16 protein-coding genes are annotated in these 19,892 nt (G+C 42.0%); 3 read left to right on the top strand and 13 right to left on the bottom strand.

Annotated elements, in window-relative coordinates:
* Positions 1 to 197: 197 nt before the first annotated feature.
* The 7 genes from melA to AC1Z3S_RS01920 form a co-directional block, all read right to left on the bottom strand.
* The gene (melA, locus tag AC1Z3S_RS01950) at positions 198 to 1,508 is read right to left on the bottom strand and encodes an alpha-glucosidase/alpha-galactosidase (protein WP_265456419.1); all 1,311 of its coding nucleotides are present in this window, start codon (positions 1,506 to 1,508) and stop codon (positions 198 to 200) included.
* A 270-nt stretch (positions 1,509 to 1,778) separates the two neighbouring features.
* Positions 1,779 to 2,609 carry an AraC family transcriptional regulator gene (locus AC1Z3S_RS01945; RefSeq protein WP_461738946.1) on the bottom strand — a complete coding sequence of 277 codons (831 nt, stop codon included), beginning with the start codon at positions 2,607 to 2,609 and terminating at the stop codon, positions 1,779 to 1,781.
* Between the two features lie 277 nt (positions 2,610 to 2,886).
* Positions 2,887 to 3,678 (bottom strand): M55 family metallopeptidase, encoded by a 792-nt coding sequence (locus tag AC1Z3S_RS01940; RefSeq protein ID WP_461738945.1) that lies wholly within the window; start codon positions 3,676 to 3,678, stop codon positions 2,887 to 2,889.
* Between the two features lie 18 nt (positions 3,679 to 3,696).
* A complete protein-coding gene (locus AC1Z3S_RS01935; protein ID WP_461738944.1) occupies positions 3,697 to 4,593 on the bottom strand; it encodes a C40 family peptidase in 897 nt (298 codons plus the stop codon).
* Between the two features lie 20 nt (positions 4,594 to 4,613).
* Positions 4,614 to 5,687 carry a dipeptide epimerase gene (locus tag AC1Z3S_RS01930; RefSeq protein WP_461738943.1) on the bottom strand — a complete coding sequence of 358 codons (1,074 nt, stop codon included), beginning with the start codon at positions 5,685 to 5,687 and terminating at the stop codon, positions 4,614 to 4,616.
* 180 nt (positions 5,688 to 5,867) lie between these two features.
* The gene (locus AC1Z3S_RS01925; RefSeq protein ID WP_461738942.1) at positions 5,868 to 7,556 is read right to left on the bottom strand and encodes an ABC transporter substrate-binding protein; all 1,689 of its coding nucleotides are present in this window, start codon (positions 7,554 to 7,556) and stop codon (positions 5,868 to 5,870) included.
* Positions 7,557 to 7,882: 326 nt separating this feature from the next.
* Complete coding sequence (locus AC1Z3S_RS01920) at positions 7,883 to 9,037, bottom strand: hydroxymethylglutaryl-CoA synthase (protein ID WP_461738941.1); 1,155 nt, start codon at positions 9,035 to 9,037, stop codon at positions 7,883 to 7,885.
* 210 nt (positions 9,038 to 9,247) lie between these two features.
* On the opposite strand from AC1Z3S_RS01920, the gene AC1Z3S_RS01915 reads away from it, so the two are divergent.
* Positions 9,248 to 11,683 carry a hydroxymethylglutaryl-CoA reductase, degradative gene (locus tag AC1Z3S_RS01915; RefSeq protein ID WP_461738940.1) on the top strand — a complete coding sequence of 812 codons (2,436 nt, stop codon included), beginning with the start codon at positions 9,248 to 9,250 and terminating at the stop codon, positions 11,681 to 11,683.
* A gap of 214 nt (positions 11,684 to 11,897) precedes the next feature.
* Positions 11,898 to 12,629 (top strand): class I SAM-dependent methyltransferase, encoded by a 732-nt coding sequence (locus tag AC1Z3S_RS01910; RefSeq protein WP_461738939.1) that lies wholly within the window; start codon positions 11,898 to 11,900, stop codon positions 12,627 to 12,629.
* Positions 12,630 to 12,800: 171 nt separating this feature from the next.
* On the opposite strand, the gene AC1Z3S_RS01905 is transcribed toward AC1Z3S_RS01910, so the two are convergent.
* Positions 12,801 to 13,211, bottom strand: a complete 411-nt coding sequence (locus AC1Z3S_RS01905; RefSeq protein WP_461738938.1) for a MerR family transcriptional regulator — start codon at positions 13,209 to 13,211, stop codon at positions 12,801 to 12,803.
* 105 nt (positions 13,212 to 13,316) lie between these two features.
* On the opposite strand from AC1Z3S_RS01905, the gene mgrA reads away from it, so the two are divergent.
* A complete protein-coding gene (mgrA, locus tag AC1Z3S_RS01900; protein ID WP_461738937.1) occupies positions 13,317 to 14,300 on the top strand; it encodes an L-glyceraldehyde 3-phosphate reductase in 984 nt (327 codons plus the stop codon).
* Positions 14,301 to 14,382: 82 nt separating this feature from the next.
* Here mgrA and ndk read toward each other — a convergent pair whose 3' ends face one another.
* The 5 genes from ndk to AC1Z3S_RS01875 form a co-directional block, all read right to left on the bottom strand.
* Complete coding sequence (gene ndk / locus AC1Z3S_RS01895) at positions 14,383 to 14,784, bottom strand: nucleoside-diphosphate kinase (protein WP_265456437.1); 402 nt, start codon at positions 14,782 to 14,784, stop codon at positions 14,383 to 14,385.
* A 161-nt stretch (positions 14,785 to 14,945) separates the two neighbouring features.
* On the bottom strand, positions 14,946 to 16,253 hold the full coding sequence (locus AC1Z3S_RS01890; protein ID WP_461738936.1) for a PTS sugar transporter subunit IIC: 1,308 nt from the start codon (positions 16,251 to 16,253) through the stop codon (positions 14,946 to 14,948).
* A 3-nt stretch (positions 16,254 to 16,256) separates the two neighbouring features.
* Positions 16,257 to 17,540 carry a glycoside hydrolase family 140 protein gene (locus tag AC1Z3S_RS01885; RefSeq protein ID WP_461738935.1) on the bottom strand — a complete coding sequence of 428 codons (1,284 nt, stop codon included), beginning with the start codon at positions 17,538 to 17,540 and terminating at the stop codon, positions 16,257 to 16,259.
* Positions 17,541 to 17,552: 12 nt separating this feature from the next.
* On the bottom strand, positions 17,553 to 18,413 hold the full coding sequence (locus AC1Z3S_RS01880) for an alpha/beta hydrolase (RefSeq protein ID WP_461738934.1): 861 nt from the start codon (positions 18,411 to 18,413) through the stop codon (positions 17,553 to 17,555).
* 35 nt (positions 18,414 to 18,448) lie between these two features.
* Positions 18,449 to 19,885: an FGGY family carbohydrate kinase gene (locus tag AC1Z3S_RS01875; protein ID WP_461738933.1), complete on the bottom strand. Its 1,437-nt coding sequence runs from the start codon at positions 19,883 to 19,885 to the stop codon at positions 18,449 to 18,451.
* Between the last annotated feature and the right edge of the window lie 7 nt (positions 19,886 to 19,892).

Raw genomic sequence — 19,892 nt, 5'->3', positions numbered from 1 at the left:
ATTTTAGTGTAACGAAAAACGGCGTCTTTGTCATCAAGAGAAATGCTTTAGCGCAGAAATTTTGTGAAAAACTTATTTTGCGGGAGTTTTAAAACAACGGATTAAATTTTGAACTCAAGGGTGAGCATTTTTCCAACAGCCAAAAAGCCCCTGCCAGCTCAAAAGAAGCTGAGTCAAGGGCTAAACTGTTTTAATTTTTAATGATAAGTTGGCAGATAATCGCCGTGGGCTTCAATTAATTCATCCACCATCCCGCGAATTTGATCGATACTCAGTTCAGAATTGGTATGGGGATCTAACAGAGCAGCTTGGTAAATTTTATCTTTTTCTAAGGTCATCGCCGCTTCAACGGTCAATTCCTGCACATTGATATTGGTCCGGTTCAAGGCAGCTAATTGTGTTGGCAAGTCTCCGACAACTGTTGGCTGGACACCATTTTTATCAACTAAACAAGGCACTTCCACGCAGCTGTCTGCTGGTAAATTGGTAATCAACCCTTTGTTCATCACATTACCGGCAATCACGGTTGGATTGCCAGTGGTGATAGCGTCCATGATATAAGAAGCGTATTCACGACTGCGGACATGCTCTAAGCTACCGTTGTGGACAATTTCATCCCGCTGACTTTCCCAATCTTCAATCTGCTGGATGCAGCGTCTGATATATTCATCAATCGGAATTTGGAATTGGTCGATCAGCTCTGGATAGCGTTCTTTGATAAAATACGGATGGTATTCTGCATTGTGCTCGCTAGATTCTGTTACGTAATAGCCGAAGTTCCGCATTAATTCAAAGCGGACGGAATCCTTATGAGGGTTAGGAATCTGACTAGCCAGCCGTTTGATTTCTGGATAGAAATCTTCACCATTTTTTTCAATCTCCAAAAGCCACGCCATGTGATTGATGCCGGCGATTTTCCATTTGAAATCATTTAAATCGTACTTATCTTGAATGCCCAGATAGCCGAATAATTCCGGAACACAGACCTGCACGCTGTGGCAGAGGCCGACTGTTTTAACATTCGTCGCTTTTAGCATGCCCATTGTCAAAATTGCCATCGGATTCGTGTAATTTAAGAGCCACGCATCCGGACAAACTTCTTCCATTTCTTTAGCAAAATCAAACATCACCGGCAAGGTTCGCAAGCCCCGGAAAATCCCGCCGATTCCCAATGTATCGGCAATCGTTTGTTTGAGACCGTATTTTTTAGGAATTTCAAAATCGATGACGGTACTTGGTTTATAACCGCCGACTTGAATGGCATTGACAACAAAATCTGCCCCCCGTAAAGCTTCTTTGCGGTCAGTAAAGGCGGTGATGGTTGCCCGTGATTGATTGGAATTTTTGTTGATGGTGTTGAGCATCAGCTCAGATTCCTTCAACCGCTTAGCATCAATATCAAATAAATTAATTTGCGCCTCCTGCAGACTTGGCGTCAGCATCGCATCTCCTAAAACATTCTTGGCAAAAATGGTACTGCCGGCACCGATAAACGTAATCTTAACCATTAAACTTCCTCCTAATGTGTTTAAAATCAATTTTTATATGAGGTTTTATTCAGAAGAGACAACTGCTTTTTGTCGCTGTCCTTTAGCAAGCAAAAATCTAAGCCTTTGCTGCCAAAAAATTGCATCAACTTATTTCACAGCAATTTCTGAATTTTACAGCTAAACTTTTAATCGTTACTGATAGCAAAGTTATTAGCTTGTCTCAAGTATAGAAAATTTAATGGCGGTTGACTATTTCACCAGTATATTTAAAGGGTACATAATTTAAGATTATGTTAACGCTTTAAATTCCGAAGGCGAAGTCCCATGATAGGTCTTAAAGGCCCTTGAAAAAGAGTGACGATTATCATAGCCTATCAGCTCAGCAATTTCATCAATCGAACTATCAGAAGTCTTTAATAAAAAGCGTGCCTGCTCCATTCGATAGGAAATCAAGTATTGCTGCGGAGTCACCCCCAATTCCGCTTTAATCACCTGGCTGAAATAAGCCGGATGAAGGTACATGGATTTGGCAATTTCCTGCACACTCAACTCACTGCGGTAGTAATTACTCTGGATATACAATAAAAATGAATCCCGATAGCGGCTTTGCTTGGCAATTTTTTCAGGAAAAAGCGGCAGCCGGTTCAGCTTAAATTGGCTCAACAACTCTAAAAATAAAGCCTGTGTCCGCAGTCGTTGACCATTATCAAATAAATCCAAGTCCAACAGCTCCTGAAATTTAGCCGTCGTCCCTGCCAAATCAAGAACCTTGCCTAAATAATCCAGTTCGCCAAAACCGTTAAGCCGCAGTAAGTTAGCAACCTCTGTCCCTACGAAGCCAATCCAATAATATTCCCAAGGATTTGTGGCACCCGCTTGATACTTGGTCAGCTCTTGAGGCTTGATGATAAAAAAATCCCCCGCCTGCAATTGGTAGGTGATACGTTCATTTTGATAGGTTCCCTGTCCCTTAACCACCAGATGAATTAAATAATAAGCTCTAGCTGCCGGACCAAACCGATGGCTCGGACTGCAGATTTCATGGCCGATATTAAAAAAATTGATATCTTTAAAATAATCATCTCGAAAAAAAACATCTTGAAAGCTTTTATTTGCCATTGAGTCAGCCTCCTTTTACAGCTTAAGAGTAGCATGTTTTTTACAGAATGCCAAAAATAGCCGCAGAATGTACCACCCCCCAAAGTTAGACCAAAAATCTAACGTTTTGGGGGCCACTACAAGATAAGAGAAAGCCAGTGTAAAATTTTTAACTGGCTCAGCTTAATCTGCGGCTGCAAGTTGCTTATTTTTTAAGCAAAAATTTTTTCAAATTTATTTGTTAGCTTAAAGCACAGACGGACCAACTTGGCTTAGAAAAATTTCCTCCGCCAAACTTTTATCCGACAAAGGTGTAAAAGCGCAAAAATTCAAAATACTCGCCTGTTTCAAATTGGACAGTATAGGGATCAATTAGCTTGGCTCCTGGGAACAAAGCCGCTTTGCGGGCCCGATTTTGTTCCTGATAGGTAATTTTCACATCGAAGTATTCAGGTAATTCAGGAACATAGTATTTATTTAAGGTGACGGCTTGACGCACCCCTTCTTTGATTTTTTCATAGGCAACCTCAGGGTGAACGCTAGTAGTCGAGCCGCCTCGCCCCTGCAACGTGGCAAAGGTCGAAATTCCCGGGTCTGTGGCCCGCACCTCGTCCACAATGCCTTGGTCACCGCTGAGAAAAATCACCGGCACCTGATGAAGCGCCGCAATGTAACGATTAATCATAAACTCGCTAGCAAGCTGACCATTGATTTCAAATTTGCGAATATAGTTTTCGCTGGTGTGGGACAAGGGATTGGCGTCTGAATAGGAAGCAGCATGATAACCAATCATCACCACAAAATCGACATCATCCTGGACACCGGACATCATGCCGTATCCGTCTCCGCTCCAGCCGCGATTTAAAACGGCTTCTTTTGGCAGCATATCAGGATAGATATTACAAGCCGTGTGGTGGCCGTCCTTCACATAAATTTCGGTAGCGCCGGCAGCCAAGGCGCCTTCACAGGCAGCCGCTACTTCCCGACTCATTTCTTTAGAAAAATAATCGTACCAAGGACCGCTTTCTGTTTCGTTCCACTGGCCGATACCGGCGACCCCTTCAATATCTGCGGAAATAAAAATTTTCATCTAGGTTAGCGCCCTTCTCTATTTATTTTTTTCATCCATCCAATAGCGGGCGACAACTGTTAATTCTGGTTCATATTTAGAGCCGGCAATTTTTGTTTTCATCACCTTTGAACCAGGAGTTTGGGAATGAATCATTTCGTCATTGCCGAGATACATGCCAACATGATGGACTTCGCCTTTGCCTTCTTCATAAGCAAAAAGTAATAAATCCCCCGGCAGAGCATCTTTATAGGCAACGTGCTGACCACCTTCAGCTTGTTCTGGTGTATCACGAGGGATTAAAACGCCATTGGCCCGATGCAGACTGTAGACAAAGCCTGAGCAGTCAAAGCCGCTACCGCTAGTGCCGGCCCAAATATAAGGCAAATCAAGAAATTGTTCGGCTAATTGAATCATCCGTTGCGTCAGTGAGTCTTGATAAGCGGTAATTTTTTGACTGTCTGCCTTTGAAATTGTTCCCGGACCTTCCGGCGTATTCACTAGATAATCGGTCGCCGTTTCTGACGATAAATCTAAAACCGCACCAAAAGGAATTGGGCGAGTATGGTCCTTAAGCTTCAAATCCGCTTGCGGAACAATCACGGAAATTTTTTCCGCAGCTTTTCCATAATCTGCGGAAACTTTGGTTAAATCCGCAGTTGGGATAAAACCGGGATAGCCCTTTTCATTTTGATGGCTGGCTTGGTCCAGCACAATAACCTCTGACCAGCCGTCTTTTTCAGCAACGACTTCAACGAGGGTTCCGTAAATTACCTCTGAATCAACTAAGCGGTCATTGAATAATTCCATCGTATCGGCGCCCGTTAAAAAGGTGTGGAGTACTTCTTTTGGTGCTGCGTGAATTTTTGTTAACACCGGATTGTTCTCCGGTTTTTTCCATAAAAAACTTGAACTGCGACTAACCGCTTTTAACATATTTAGTTGGCCTCCTGCATCTAATCTGTAATCCCCAAGCCTGGGGTCCTTTGCAATTTTAATTTACCGGCAGAAATTGTCATGCCGCTCGTTTGAACATCTAAATTTTTCGTCTCCCACATAAAGGGCACGTCTAAATCGTAAAAACGAATGCCCGGCTGGCTGGCAGCAAAATGAGCGGCAGCAGCCATACCGGCATAGCCTTCAATCATTGAACCCACCATGCAGTCGATGCCGTGAGCTGCCGCTAAGCGATAAATTTTCAAGCCTTCTTTAATGCCGCCGCTCTTCATCAATTTGATATTCAGTAAGTCACAACATTGATTGGTGATTAATCTTTCAGCATCCGCCAAACCAAATAGGCTTTCATCCGCCATAATTGGAATTTTGGTGTGTTCGGTGACATATTTCAAGCCCTCAAAATCAGCCGCTGGCACCGGCTGTTCGACAAAATCAATCGGGATGTCCTGCCATTCATTTAAAATCGCCACCGCTTCTTCTTTGCTCCAGCCTTGATTGGCATCAATCCGAAAAGGAATTTTTCCTGCCAAGGCTTGATTAATGCTGCGGATTTTGGCAACTTCTTCGGCGACATCGTCTAAGCCTAATTTGATTTTTAGCGATTGGAAACCGTTGGCGACCTTGGCCTTGGCATCAGCCACCATTTTTTCCCGGGGACCGACACTGATGGTAAAATCAGTCTCCAGCTCAGACTTGCTACCGCCTAAAAACTGAAACAACGGCTGCTGATGGGCCTTAGCCAAGGCATCATGCAGCGCAATATCAATGGCCGCCTTCGGACTGGTGTTATGGGGTAATAAATTTTGCAGATCGTCTAAGAGACTCAATTCTTCATCCACTTCCCGCTGCAATAAAAACGGCGTAAACGTTTCATTAATCGCCTGCAAAATACTATCCTCAGTATCACCGGTGATTACTTTAGTGGGGGCTGCTTCGCCGATGCCCACCAAGCCGTTATCAAAATGAAGCAATACCCGCACCACATCCACCGACTGCACTTCCCGCAAAGCTGTCTTAAAGGGGGCGTTTAACTGAATCGGAATAATTTTAGTTTGAACCTGCACGATTTTCATAGCTCACCTGCTTATTTTCAAAATAATCTTACGCCTATTATATACCGGAAAAATAAAAAGAAAAGAGGCGTAGCTTGTTGCCGCTAAAAAAGAAAAAATTTGCGCCGCCAAACTTAGCGGTCAGCGGCGCAAATCTATTTGTTGTCAAAATTTTTCTATTATTTTTAGCAATTTGTTGCGTTATTCAACAATATAAACATCTTTATAATCGTATTGGGCTCCCACGCTGTGAACGACTAAACCTTTGATTTTGTCAGAGCGCAGATGCGCTTCCGCATTTTGGAATAGCGGTACGATACCTAAACTATCGGTAATCACCTGCTCTGCTTCCACCATGTCATTCCAACGGGCTTCTGGATCATTGACATCTGTCGTGCTGGCAGCCTCCACCAGACTGTCATAGTCATCATTCAACCATTTGCCTCGGTTGTAAGAACTATCTGTTGTAAATAATTCTAAGAAGTTAATTGGGTCAGCGTAATCGCCAATCCAGTTGTTCATAACCATTTCAAAGTCGCCATTGTTTGAGCGTTCTAAACGGACAGAGAAAGGTACAGTTTGCAAGGTTACAGTGACACCTTCTAAGGTCTGCTGCAACGCACCTTGAACATATTCCCCTAATTTTTTCGACTGATCGGTATCAGAAGTCATTAAAGAGAAGGAAATCGTATCAACACCCAGCTCAGACTTAGCCGTTTCCCAATACTCTTTGGCTTGGGCCTCATCATATTCTAAAGTCCGGTCTGCGTCTTCAACAAAATCGACGTTGGTTTCTGGATTATATGCCAAATCCTGCGGCACTAAGCCGTTAGCCACTAAAGAGCCATTACCTAAAATACTATCGACAATCTGCTGGCGATCCATTGCATAGCTAATCGCTTTTCTAAAGTTTTCATTTCTAAAAGGTGAATCTTCTGGTGCTTGATTCATTTCTAAATATTGTGTCGTCGCTCCCGGTTGGGTAACATAATTTTCGTGGTTGGCATTTTGAATCGCCAACTCGCCGGACAAGACGACGTCATCTGCTTCGCCGGTATCAAATAAATTCAAACCTGTTGAAGATTCTTTAACCACACTGATATTTACTGCTTCAATCGTGACTGCATCTGCATCCCAGTAGTCATTATTTTTGGCAAAGGTCCACGCATCATCCACCCCTGGTCCATCAAAGCCTTCTAAAACAAAAGGTCCATTGTAGACTGCGGCTTCACTGGTCAAGGCATAATCACTGCCATATTCCTCGACAACCGCTTGATTTTGTGGGAAGAAGGTTGGAAAAGCTAATAAAGATTCAAAATAAGGTGTGGCCTGTTCTAAAGTAATTGTAACTTCGTATTCGCCAGTCGCTTCGATGCCAAGAGTCGCCACATCGGCTTCGCCTTCACTAATGGCGGTGGCATTTTTGACCGGCGCCATCATGTAAGCATAGCCGGAAGCCGTCTCTGGATCAACGGTCCGCTGCCAAGAATAAACATAATCAGCCGCTGTCACGGAATCGCCGTTTGACCAAGTCGCATCTTCCCGCAGTTTGACTGTATAAGTCAGACCGTCATCACTGACTACCGCATCTTCAGCGGCGCCGGCAATCACCGGCATATTGGTTTCATCTAAACGATACATGCCTTCATAAACATTGTTTAAAGCTGTGAAGCTGTAAGAATCTGTTGCCAGGGAAATATCTGCACTACCCATTTCTGCCGGCACAACCACTTCCATCGTCTGGTCGGCAGCTAAAGTTTCGCCGCTGCTGTTTGTCCCCTGGGAACTTTGCGTATCCGTTGTTGAATCGTTTGAATTGGAACAACCTGCGAGGACCAGTCCGCTCACTGCCACTAAGCCCAATAAACTTTTTTTCGTAACACTTTTCATAAAAATCTCCTTCCCTAAGACACTCTCTTAACAAACTATAGTCAAAGTTTAGATAACAAATGTCTCCTTGTCAATTTCTCTTCAAAATTCATAACAAAATTATAAAGAAAGGGCTTTCAAATTTATTAAAAAAAGAAACGCCAGCATTCCTCAATAAAAGCCACACATCGATGAAAAAAAGGCGCAACCTCTAGCAGTTTGCGCCCTCCCATTCTCCATCTAATGTCCAAAGCTGTCAATTGGATTTAACCTTTCAAGCCGGAGAAAAATTCACTTTACTTTCATGTAGCTAACATCAATCAATGATTGTCGTAGTTTTAAAAAAATTATTGATTATAATAACGAATCCCTTGAGCCAATTTGCCAATCGCATAGGGTGTTGGATCAGAAAAATCAGTTTCTACATCGTCTGCCGGCAGGCTTTCAGCAAACATCGCTTCGTATTCTGCTACATTCAGCTGCTGCCGTTCGGCTAAGGCTGCTTCATCTTTTGCCGGTTGCAATTGTTCTTTGAAGCCCTCGACTAAGCGACCTGAGAAAAATTCGCTGATAGCCCCTGAACCATAGCTGAACAAGCCGATGCGGTCGCCAGCTTTTAAACTAGTTGAATTTTCCAATAATGAAATCAGCCCTAAGTATAAAGAACCGGTATACAGATTGCCAACTTGGCGACTGTAAAGAATACTTTCTTCATAACGCTCCATTAGGCGACTTTGTTCTCCTTCAGAGATTTCAGGAAAAATACTCTGTAATGCTTTGCGGCCCATTTTGGTATAAGGCAGATGAAAGGTTAGCGCTGCATAATCTTTTTCGCTGCGTTGATGCCGCTGATTGCTTTCATGCCAGACCCGCTTAAAGCCCTCGATATAAATATCATTGGATAAATGACCGTCCACCAATGGATAATCATGCCCATTTGGCCGCCAGAAATCATAGACGTTTTCTGAATAAAAAACATTGTCATCGCTTAATTCTAAAATCCGTGGATTGCTGGTAACTAACATCGCCACAGCGCCAGCCCCCTGCGTCGGCTCGCCACCGGAATTTAAGCCGTATTTTGAAATATCGGTGGCAATCACCAACACTTTTCGATCTGGATGATTCAGCACATATTCCTTCGCCTGTTGTAGGCCGGCCGTGCCGCCATAGCAAGCATGTTTCAATTCATAGGAACGGACAAAGGGAGAAATATCTAACAGCTGTTGAATCACAACCGCCGCTGATTTGGAATAATCAATGCCGGTTTCTGTGCCGACCAAGACCATATCAATTTCCTTTTTATCTGCTGCTGTCAAAATTTTCGCTGCCGCACTGGCGCCCAAAGTAATGATGTCTTGCGTTTTAGGAATCACCGCCATCTTATCTTGACCGATTCCAATTAAAAATTTATTGGGGTCCACCCCGCGAGCAACTGCTAATTCTGCCATGTCTACAAAATAATCGGGCACATGAAAAGCAATTTTGTCGATACCGACTGTCATAAAAATCCCCTCTCTAAATTAAACCACTATATTTGTACTAACTTGTCTAAAATTTAAAGCCCACAATACTATATCACGATTTCAAAAAACTGGAAGCAGTTTTTACCCGCTCTTTATAAAAATAAAATTTTTGTGATTTTATTAATTCCGCCAGACAAAGGCGCCGCTTGTTGTGATTTAATGTTATATTTCTTTTTGGAGGTGCTTTACGTGGAAAAAGTTGTAATTTTAAGCGGGACTCGTTCCCCTATTGGAAAATATAAAGGTGCTTTAAAGGAATTTTCAGCGGTTGAATTGGGCACGAAAATTGCGCAGGCGGCCATCAAAAAAGCCGGCATATCACCAAAGGACATCGACCAAAGTATTATCGGCAATGTCTTAGGCAGCGGCAATGGTCAAAATATTGCCCGCCAAATTGCCATCAAAAGCGGCTTACCGGAAAGCAGTCCGGCAATGACCCTCAATGAAGTCTGCGGTTCTGGTTTAAAGGCGGTTATTTTAGGCATGCAACAGATTCAATTAGGTGAAGCTCAAGTTATTTTAACCGGCGGCACTGAAAGCATGAGCCAAGCGCCGCTGCTGCAAAAATATCAGGCTGAAAGCGACAGTTATGCAGAACCGATTTCCAGCATGGTTCATGACGGATTAACTGACGCCTTTAGCCAAAAGCACATGGGCCTGACTGCTGAAAAAGTGGCCGAAACTTTTTCAATCAGCCGCAGCCAGCAAGATGCCTTTGCCCTCCAATCACAAACAAAAGCGGCCGCTGCCCAAAAGGCCGGGAAATTTACCCAAGAAATTACAGCTATCACTCTAGCTGATGGTCAGCTTTTTCAAGAAGATGAAGGCATCCGGGCTAATACCAACCTTGAAAGGCTAGCTACTTTAAAAACTGTTTTCAAAGCAGACGGCAGTGTTACTGCCGGCAATGCTTCGACTTTAAATGACGGAGCAGCAATGTTGGTCTTGGCCAGCGAGAGCTATGCTAAAGCCCATGGATTAAATTATTTGGCGACGATTGAAGGCTATAGCGAAATTGGGATTGACCCAAGTATTATGGGGATTTCCCCAATCAAGGCGCTGCAACGCCTCAGCGAAAAAACCGGCCGTTCACTGGCTGAAATTGACCTTTTTGAAATCAATGAAGCTTTTGCTGCCTCTTCCCTAGTTGTCCAAAATGAATTAAATCTGTCGCCAGAAAAAGTGAACATTTACGGCGGCGGCATTTCATTAGGGCATCCGATTGGCGCCAGCGGAGCACGGCTTTTAGTTACACTGTTAGCTGAATTATTTCAGGAAGAAAAAAGTCTCGGAGCTGCCTCCTTATGTGTCGGCGGCGGCTTAGGTCTGGCCATGCTCATCAAAAAAGAAACGCCAAAGACTCCTGATGCGCCGGCCAAAAAATTCTATCAACAAACTCGGCCAGAGCGTTTAGCTAAATTGACCGCTGACGGCATTCTCTCGCAAAATGCCGCTGACGTGTTACTAAAGGAACAGCTGTTAGATGCTGATATCGCCAACAATATGATTGAAAATCAAATCGGTGAAGCTGAGCTACCCTTAGGCGTGGCCCAAAACTTTTTGATTAATAATGAAGAAGTTGTTGTGCCGATGGTCACGGAAGAACCTTCTGTGATTGCCGCTGCCAGTAACGCCGCCAAAATCATTGCTCAAAGTGGCGGTTTCACAACCGCCACAACGGAAAGGGTGATGCGAGGGCAAATTGTTTTCCAAAAAGTCCAGCAGCCGCAAAAACTTACAGCTACTTTAGCGGAGAAAAAAGCTGAGCTGCAACATTTAGCAGCAGAGGTCTATCCTTCGATTGTCCTTCGAGGCGGTGGCGTCAGAGCTATTAAAATTCGTCAACTGGAGGATTTTGTCAGCTTGGATGTTTTGGTGGATACGCAAGATGCGATGGGGGCAAATATGATCAATACAATTTTAGAAGGCCTAGCTCAGCAATTGCGCAGCTGGTTTCCTGAAGAAGAAATTCTGTTCAGCATCTTAAGCAATTATCCAACAGAGGCGTTGAGCCAAGCTAGCTGCAGAATTCCTTTTGATTTATTAACAACAAAAAATTTTGCCGGTGAACTGGTCGCTGAAAAAATTATTCTAGCCAGCCAATTTGCTAAATTAGACGCCTATCGAGGGGCGACCCACAACAAAGGCATTATGAACGGCATCGATGCCGTAGTCTTGGCAACCGGTAATGATACTCGGGCCGTCGCAGCTGGCATTCATACCTTCGCCAGTCGCAACGGCAGCTATCAAGGCTTAACTGATTGGCAAATTGAAGGCAATAGCTTAGTCGGCAAGCTGGAAATTCCTGTCGCCGTTGGAACTGTCGGCGGCGCTACCAAAGTGTTACCGAAAGCCCAAATTGCAATGGAAATTTTAAATTTTCCTACTGCGGCTAAATTGGCGGAGATTATCACGGCGGTCGGCTTAGGCCAAAACTTGGCAGCTATTAAAGCCCTCGTCACTGATGGCATTCAAAAAGGCCACATGAACTTGCATATGCGGCAATTAGCCATTGCCGCTGGCGCAGTCGGTAGCGAAATCGCTACGTTGACCAAGCTGTTACAGGCCGAAACTACTCGCAATTCAGCTGTGGCCCAAAAATTGCTAGCTGAATTACGTAATTAATTTTTTTATTTAGTCTGGTTGGCGGAAACTTCTTGTTTGTTTCCGCCAACCTTTTTATTTCAAAATCAGCGGGCTTTCACCTTCACTAGTTGACTTTTAGTGAAAACCGTTGCAAGATATTAATTAAGGAGAGTGATGGTTATGATAGCTCATAAAAGAACAGGTCTCCATACAATTTAGCAGACAACAAAAAAATTGTATGGAGGACAAACCCATGAAAGAAAATCATTATGATAACCCGGAATTTTTTGAAAAATATTCCCAAATGAATCGCAGTACCCAAGGCTTGCAAGGAGCCGGCGAATGGCAAACACTGGAAAAATTATTACCCGCCTTCGAGGATAAAACCGTATTAGATTTAGGCTGCGGCTATGGCTGGCATTGTATTTATGCCGCCGAACACGGAGCAAAAGCGGTCGTCGGTGTGGATTTATCAGAAAAAATGCTGGCAGTTGCTCGCAGTAAAACCCATTTTGCCAATGTGCGTTATGAACAAAACAGTATTGAAGCGGCTGATTTCTCTGAAAACACCTTTGATGTGGTCCTCAGCTCGTTAGCCTTCCATTATGTTGAAAATTTTGCGGCGGTCGCAAAAAATGTCCATCACTATTTGAAGCCTGGCGGTGAATTTATTTTTTCCGTGGAGCATCCAATTTTCACGGCTTATGGTACACAGGATTGGTACTACGATGAAGCTGGCAAAATTTTACATTTTCCGGTGGATAATTATTTTTATGAAGGCCAGCGTACAGCGAACTTTCTAGGAGAAGACATCACTAAATTTCATAAGACCTTAACCACTTATTTAGACGGCTTATTGACCAACGGCTTTCAGATTGAACGGCTAGTTGAGCCGATGCCGCCAGAGGATATGCTGACGGTTCCCGGCATGCAAGACGAAATGCGCCGGCCAATGATGCTGATTGTCAAAGCGGTTAATCAATAAAAAATGTAAAAAGCTGATTAGCTTGGACTGTTTTTGCAGTCATGGGCTGATCAGCTTTTTGTTCTACGCCAAATTGGACTATTGAAAAAAGATTTCCTTTTTTTCAAGTAAGGAATCTTGTAGGATTCATTTTTTGGGGAAGAAGCTTTGACAGAGTTATTTTTTAACGAATCAACTAAACTCATCCCACTGAGGCACTACTTTCTCCTCTGCTAACGCTTTTTTCTTCGCTTGATAAAAGGCTAATTTTTGTTGAATGTGCAGCTGATTTTCCTGTAATGCCAACAGCTGTTGCTGAATTTCAGCACAATGAGATTCCAGCAGAGCAACAATTTGCTGGTAGTCCTGCGTTTGGTCTTCATAATAAAAAAACTCACGAATCTGCTTAATGGTCATTCCAGTTTGCTTAAAACACTGGATAGCTTCTAAACGACCGATATGCGACTCGTCAAAAATCCGATGCTTGCCATCCCGCTGAACATCACATAACAGGCCAACTTCCTCATAATAACGCAGCGTTGAGGGCGACAATGCAAATTTTTGTGACAGCTCGCTGATGGTAAATTTTTCCTGTACCTGCATAAAATCCAACTTTCTTTTTGAAAAGGCTTTACTTCAAGTGTACTTGAGGTGCTATGATATGTAAAGAAACAATCGGCAAACAATTTTGAAAGGGAGGAACCCTCCATGTATCTTGCAAATGAAAACAGATATGAAAAAATGCTCTATAAAAGAGTTGGCAAATCCGGTTTAAAGCTGCCGGCCATCTCTTTAGGCTTGTGGCATAACTTTGGTGATGTCGACAAGCTCAGCAATCAGCGGGCCATTTTACGGGCCGCCTTTGACAATGGCATCACCCACTTTGACTTGGCCAATAATTATGGCCCACCGGCTGGCTCTGCGGAAACCAATTTTGGCCGTCTCTTTAAAGAGGATTTTAGCAGCTATCGGGATGAAATTATAATTTCTTCTAAAGCCGGCTATTATATGTGGCCTGGGCCTTATGGCGAATGGGGCTCTAAGAAAAATATTATCGCCAGCTGCGATCAAAGCCTACAACGGATGCAACTGGATTACGTCGATATTTTTTATCATCATCGGCCAGATCCTGACACTCCATTGGAAGAAACGGCCCACGCTTTAGATTTGCTAGTTAAACAAGGCAAAGCTCTATACGTCGGCGTTTCAAATTATTCCCCTGAACAAACTGCGGCGATTGCGAAATTATTTAAACAATGGCACACGCCTTTTATCATTCATCAACCCCAGTACAATATGTTTAATCGCAGTATTGAAGAAGGCTTGACGGATGTTTTAGCCAAAGAAGGTCTAGGGGCAATTGTCTTTAGCCCCTTGGCACAAGGCTTGTTAACAAATCGCTACCTCAACGGTGTGCCGGAAGATTCGCGGGCTCATCGCTCAGATAGTCCATTTCTCTCTGAAGATCGTGTGGAGGCTACTTTAACTAAAGTTCGGCGCCTAAATGATGTAGCCAGCGCCCGCAATCAAACACTTGCGGAAATGGCTTTAGCGTGGAATCTCCGCCTACCAGAAATTGCCAGTGTTCTGATTGGCACTTCACGGGTCAGCCAGCTGGAGGATAATTTGAAAGCTTTGGACAATTTAGCTTTCACAACCGCTGAACTTGCGGAAATTGATCAGATTTTATAATAATTTTTAAATCATCGTCGACCAAAAAACGACCTGTCGGAGTTTTGCTTTTTGCATTAACTCCGACAGGTCGTTTTGTATTTTATGCTGGGAAAAAGCGGGCAATTTCCGTCAAGGCGGCCCTTTCAGAGTCCGAAGCATGAACCAAATTCTCGGTTTTCGATAAACCAAAGTCTCCCCGCAAAGTCCCGACCGCCGCTTCAAAAGGGTCAGTAGCCCCAACCAATTTGCGGACATTCTTCACAACATTTTCCCCTTCAAGAATCATCAACACTACCGGACCACTCGTCATGTAGGCCACCAGCTCAGGAAAAAAAGGTTTATTGACCAAATGACTGTAATGCTCCTTTAGCACTTCTTCAGTTAAAACTTCGTATTTTAACTTTTGCAGAGCCAAGCCTTTCTCCTCAAAACGTTGGATAACACGGCCAATCAGCTTCCGCTTGACCCCATCCGGTTTAATAATAACTAAAGTCGATTCCATGATGATTCCTCCCTTGAAAGCAAAATAAAAATTGCTGATTATCCTTTTATTTTACCTTATTTTTGGAAAAGAGATCATCTAAATTTTTTTGAGAGTAGCAAACTCTTTTAATAACTTGAAAAGAGACACTACAAAATATATCTGCAGTGTCTCACCAGAACTTATTCAGCAATAATTTGAGCCTGTTGTTTTTCTTGTTCCGCTAGTTCAGCAGCTTTCTCGTTTTTAACATTCTCTTTATCTAAAACTTTCACAAATGGGATATAAATTAAGCAACCTACTATTACACAAATAACTTGTAGTGCGGCAACCTTCCAGCCGCCGGCAAGAAATCCGTTTAAAAGAATAGGAGTCCCAAATGGTACTTGAACACCATTCAAGCGAGGAAATAGGCCACTCAAAATTGCAAAATAAGCAATGGCTGTTTGAACTAACGGCGTTAAAATAAAAGGGATGGCCATGATTGGGTTCAAAATTAAAGGTAATCCAAAAATAATGGGTTCATTAATTGTAAATAAACCAGGTACTGCGCTCAAATTAGCGACTGTTCTAGCTTGTTTCGACTTTGCCATCAATAGAATTACAATAATTAATGATAGTGTTCCACCAGCACCACCAATTCCTGAAAATAGGCTATAGAAAGTTTTACCTAGGATATTGGGTAATTCAGAAGTTGCTACTCCGCTAGCAAGCGCATCCATATTTTGCACATCCATCGGTAAGTATAAGGCTGTGACGAAACTTCCGACAACTAGTGAACCATGAATTCCAAAAAACCAAAGCGCCATTTGGATAAAAACAATGAAAAGCAATGAACCAACGCTCGATGATAAGTTTTGTAAAGGTGTAGCGAGTATAGAATAGATAAAATCTGAAAAAGAACCATAAGAAGTAAAGCTAAACAGCCAACTAACAATTATCGCAAAAAAACCAGTAATAATTGCTGGAACTAAACTAGCAAATGTATCCGTAACAAAAGGTGGTACACCTGCAGGCATTTTAATCGTAACATTCTTTTCTAAGATTAAACAGTACAGTCTCGAGAAGACCAGACCACAAATCATTGCAGTAAATAGCCCCTGAGCTCCTAATTTACTAATATCCAAAGTCGTTGTTTCTTCTAACGTAATTAATGGTGTTAGCACTAAAAAAGCAAAAAGTGAGATAATACCAGCTTGAACTCCTGACTGTTTGAATTCTTTAGCTAATCGATAACCTACTAAGTAAGCAGAGTACAATGAAATAACTCCAACCGTCACATTATATCCAACCATAAGATAAGGTTTTATATTAATATTCACAATAAACTCTTGCCAAAAATCAATTGGTAGCACAGCTAATAATAAAGCAACTGATCCAATAATATTCACTGGTAATGTTGCCATCAAGCCATTTGATATTGCCTTCAAGTATTTATTGTTAGAGATTTTGTCTGCAAATACTAATACATTGTCCATATATTTTTCCATAATTTATTTCCCCTCTTTCTTACCAACAATCAAGACATCTTCTTCACAACTATGAGTGGGAATGAGCGTTTGACCTTGGCTTATCTGAAAACTTGGTTTAAAAATATTTTTAGTTTTCAGATCAATTAAGCTTACATCATAATTACTTAGGTCCAAAGCCAATTTCAACTTGGTATTGCTTGGCAAGTAGATTAAGAAATACTCTTCCTCAGCGGTAGCAGCCATCCGTATTTGTTCATTAGCATCAATCAAGAACTCGTTTTTAGGAATTAAGTTTTCAATTTGAATCAGTTGTAACAATTGTTTTAAGTAACCGTAATCATTGGCACCTGGTAGTTGCAGGGCATCTTGCCACAGCAGTGGACTATCAAAAGCTTCTCCCAAATCTCCATGAAATTTAGAAGCCATCCCTTGCCAACTCCAAATACCATGGGCCCCATAAGTAATTCCGGCGCAGGCGCCTGAAAGTATAGATTGCCAGGCGGCTTTTCTAACATCTCGTTGACTAAAGCGACCATATACTTTTCTGGCATAGCCCATTTGTTCATAACAAGGTTCTGAATTAATAATCGGTAATTGCGGATTATCAGCATAAAATTTTTCAGCTAAACTATAGGGCATATCTGGAAAACTACTATTGTGACCAGATTGATATAAATAAATATCTAAATGTTGAATAATTTCAGATGGAATTTCAGAAAAACGACCTTTTATATGAATCGTTTTTAAAGTTTCTGGTGAATGTTTTTCAAAATAGTCAAAGCCTTTTAGGTAGGTTTCAACAGTTTCTGTCTTCGGAAAATCAGTATCCCCTCCGATAAAATATAGGGGCGAAAAATCATCAAAATACTGAATAACCTTGGCAAAATAATTCTCTAACAAGTGGTCAGGAAAAACATTTTTTTCTTCATCTAATTGACTGGCCCAAGTACCTTTTACATAATTTGACCAAAGTACAACTAATGCTAAACTAAAACCTTGGTCAGTAGCAATTTGACAAAGTCTTTGCGCCCGTTTGAAATAGTCTTCATCTATATTTGAAAAATCAAAACGACCATCAGTCAGTTGAAAAGGTAGCTGATCAAAATCACTAACACTACGATCCCATTGAGGAAGAATATTAATTTGCAGTGTATTAAATCCTTGAGTTTTGCGTTTTTCCAAATAGTAAAGCCATTCTTCTTCTCTAATACTTGAAAAAGCGCTCCAGCAAGTATCTGCAAGATAAAAGAAATGCTGCCCATTCCTTAGTAAAGTACGCTTGTTTTTGCTAACTGTTAATTTCAAAATAATTTCCTCCTAAATGTCGATATATGGACTTAACCATTCTTGACACATTTCAAACCAACGGTAAACATGCGTGTTAAGATGGCTTGCTTTTCTAGCGGTGGTCCGATCGGCTAAAGCGAGACCGTGTTCGCCTTTTTCAAAAATCATCATTTCAAAGGGGATTTTGTATTTTCTAAGCTCTACACCCAATAAAAGTGAATGGTTAACATCTACTAAAACATCTTCTGTATTATGCCAGATAAACATTGGTGGTGTATCCTGGTTTACAAAATTTAGCAAATTAAAGTTATCAATATCTTTTTGGGTAGGAGATTTCGTACCAAACCAACGTTCATTTGCAGTCAATGGTTTTTCAATTAAGGTTGCTGCAAAACCATATTCATCTTCTGGAAATGCTTTATTTTGATAGACTGCTGGATATCCCAAGATTGCTAGGTTTACTTTGATTTCTTCATTTGTCGCATTAACATCAGCTGCTAATTGCGGATCATTCCATTTCGTGGCCATCTGCAAAGCCAAATGACCACCCGCTGAAAATCCACAAACTATTATGTTATCTGTGTCAACCAACCATTCTTTAGCATGTTTTCTGACATATTTTACTGTTAAAGCCAGTTCCTTTAGCGCATTACTAGGAATAGCTGATACCTTATCACCTGTCGTATACCAAAGCACTAAACTATTTAGTCCGATACTATTGAACTTTAAAGCAATCGGTTCAGCTTCACGATCACTAGTAAAGGCATATCCCCCGCCAGGACAAACAATAACTAAAGGACGTTTCTTACCAACATTGTATTCCTTTGAATTATTCAATAAATACGTCTCAAAGTAAGCATGTTCATTGAGCTCAATTGTTTCGTGTAACATGTTTTCTCCTCCCTATTTAAATTAATTTTAAAGTGTTAACCCTGTATAGCAACCGCTTGATTCCGCTCCACAATCCCCAACCATTTCTGATACTCTGCTTCAAATTCACCAACAGGCTCAAACTTATGATTGATTGCAGCGTTTTGCATGGTTTCGCCAATAATTGCCAAAGTGCCGACAGCGGAAATTTCTTCCACTTCGCCGCTGATGATAGTCTTTTGGGTGATATCTGATAATAATTGCATAAGCAATGGATTTTTGCTGGCACCGCCGTCAACGTGTAGCTCAGCTAATGTGACGCCGCAGCTTTCTTCAAAGGCGTCGATGACTGCGCGAATTTGAAAGAGCATCGCTTCAAAGCTGGCGCGTATTAAATGTTTTTTTGTAGTATTGCGGGAAATCCCTTCAAAGGCCGCTTCTCGGCCGGGTTCCCAAAAGGGTGCGCCTAAACCTTCTAGCGCTGGCACAAAGTAAACGCCGCCATTATCCTTCAGCGCTAACGCTTCTTCAGAGGCTGTTTGCACATCATCAAATAAATGCAAGGTATCCTGCTCCCAATTTAAAATGTCGCCAAAGGAACGTATCACGCCTTCTAAAGCATAAGTGGTGACACTACTTTCCCGCCAAGCAATCGTTGTTAAAATTTTTTCATTGACCTGTTTCACCTCTGACCCAATATTCATCAAGACAGAACAGCCGGTACCTAAAGTGGCTTTGGCTTTTCCGAGGGTATTGCATTGATGACCATAGAGGGCGGCTTGTGAATCCGCCACAATTGAAACAATCGGAATATCCAAGTAGCTGCCAAAATCATAGACCGAATCGACAACTTCCGGTAAAACATTTTGCGGAACATTGAATAAGCTTAACAAATCGGCATCCCAGCTTTGCTCAAAAATATTGAACAATAAAGTTCGGCAGGCGTTGCTGACATCACTTAAGTAGCTACGACCTTCTGTAAGATTCCACACTAGCCAAGTATCGATGGTGCCGATAGCCAAATTTTTCAATTGCAGCTCATTTAACTGATGGCTGTCAAAAAACCATTTTAGTTTAGAGGCTGAAAAGTACGGGTCAATCGTCAAACCTGTTTTCTGATTAACGAGGCGATTGTAACCAGCCTGCTGTAATCGATTACAAATTTCTAAACCCCGGTTACACTGCCACACCATCACATTGGTATGCAGTTCGCCGGTGCGTTTATCCCAAATCACAACCGATTCCCGCTGATTGGTGATGGATAAACTTTTAATTTGATCGGGGCGTAAATTATTTTTCAGCAGTGTTTTTTCAATCAGTTCTTTAACATTACTGATAATTTCGATTGGATCGTGCTCCACCCAGCCCTTTTGCGGATAGAGCTGGCGGTGGGGCAAATCCAAACGACTTAAAATTTGAACTGTTTCTGCTGTATTGACTAATAAGGCTTTCGTTCCAGATGTACTCTGATCTATAACAATTCGATATTCCATCAGCGTC

It is taken from the genome of Enterococcus sp. LJL90, assembly GCF_056924355.1.
This window is presented reverse-complemented; position numbering and strand designations above follow the sequence as displayed.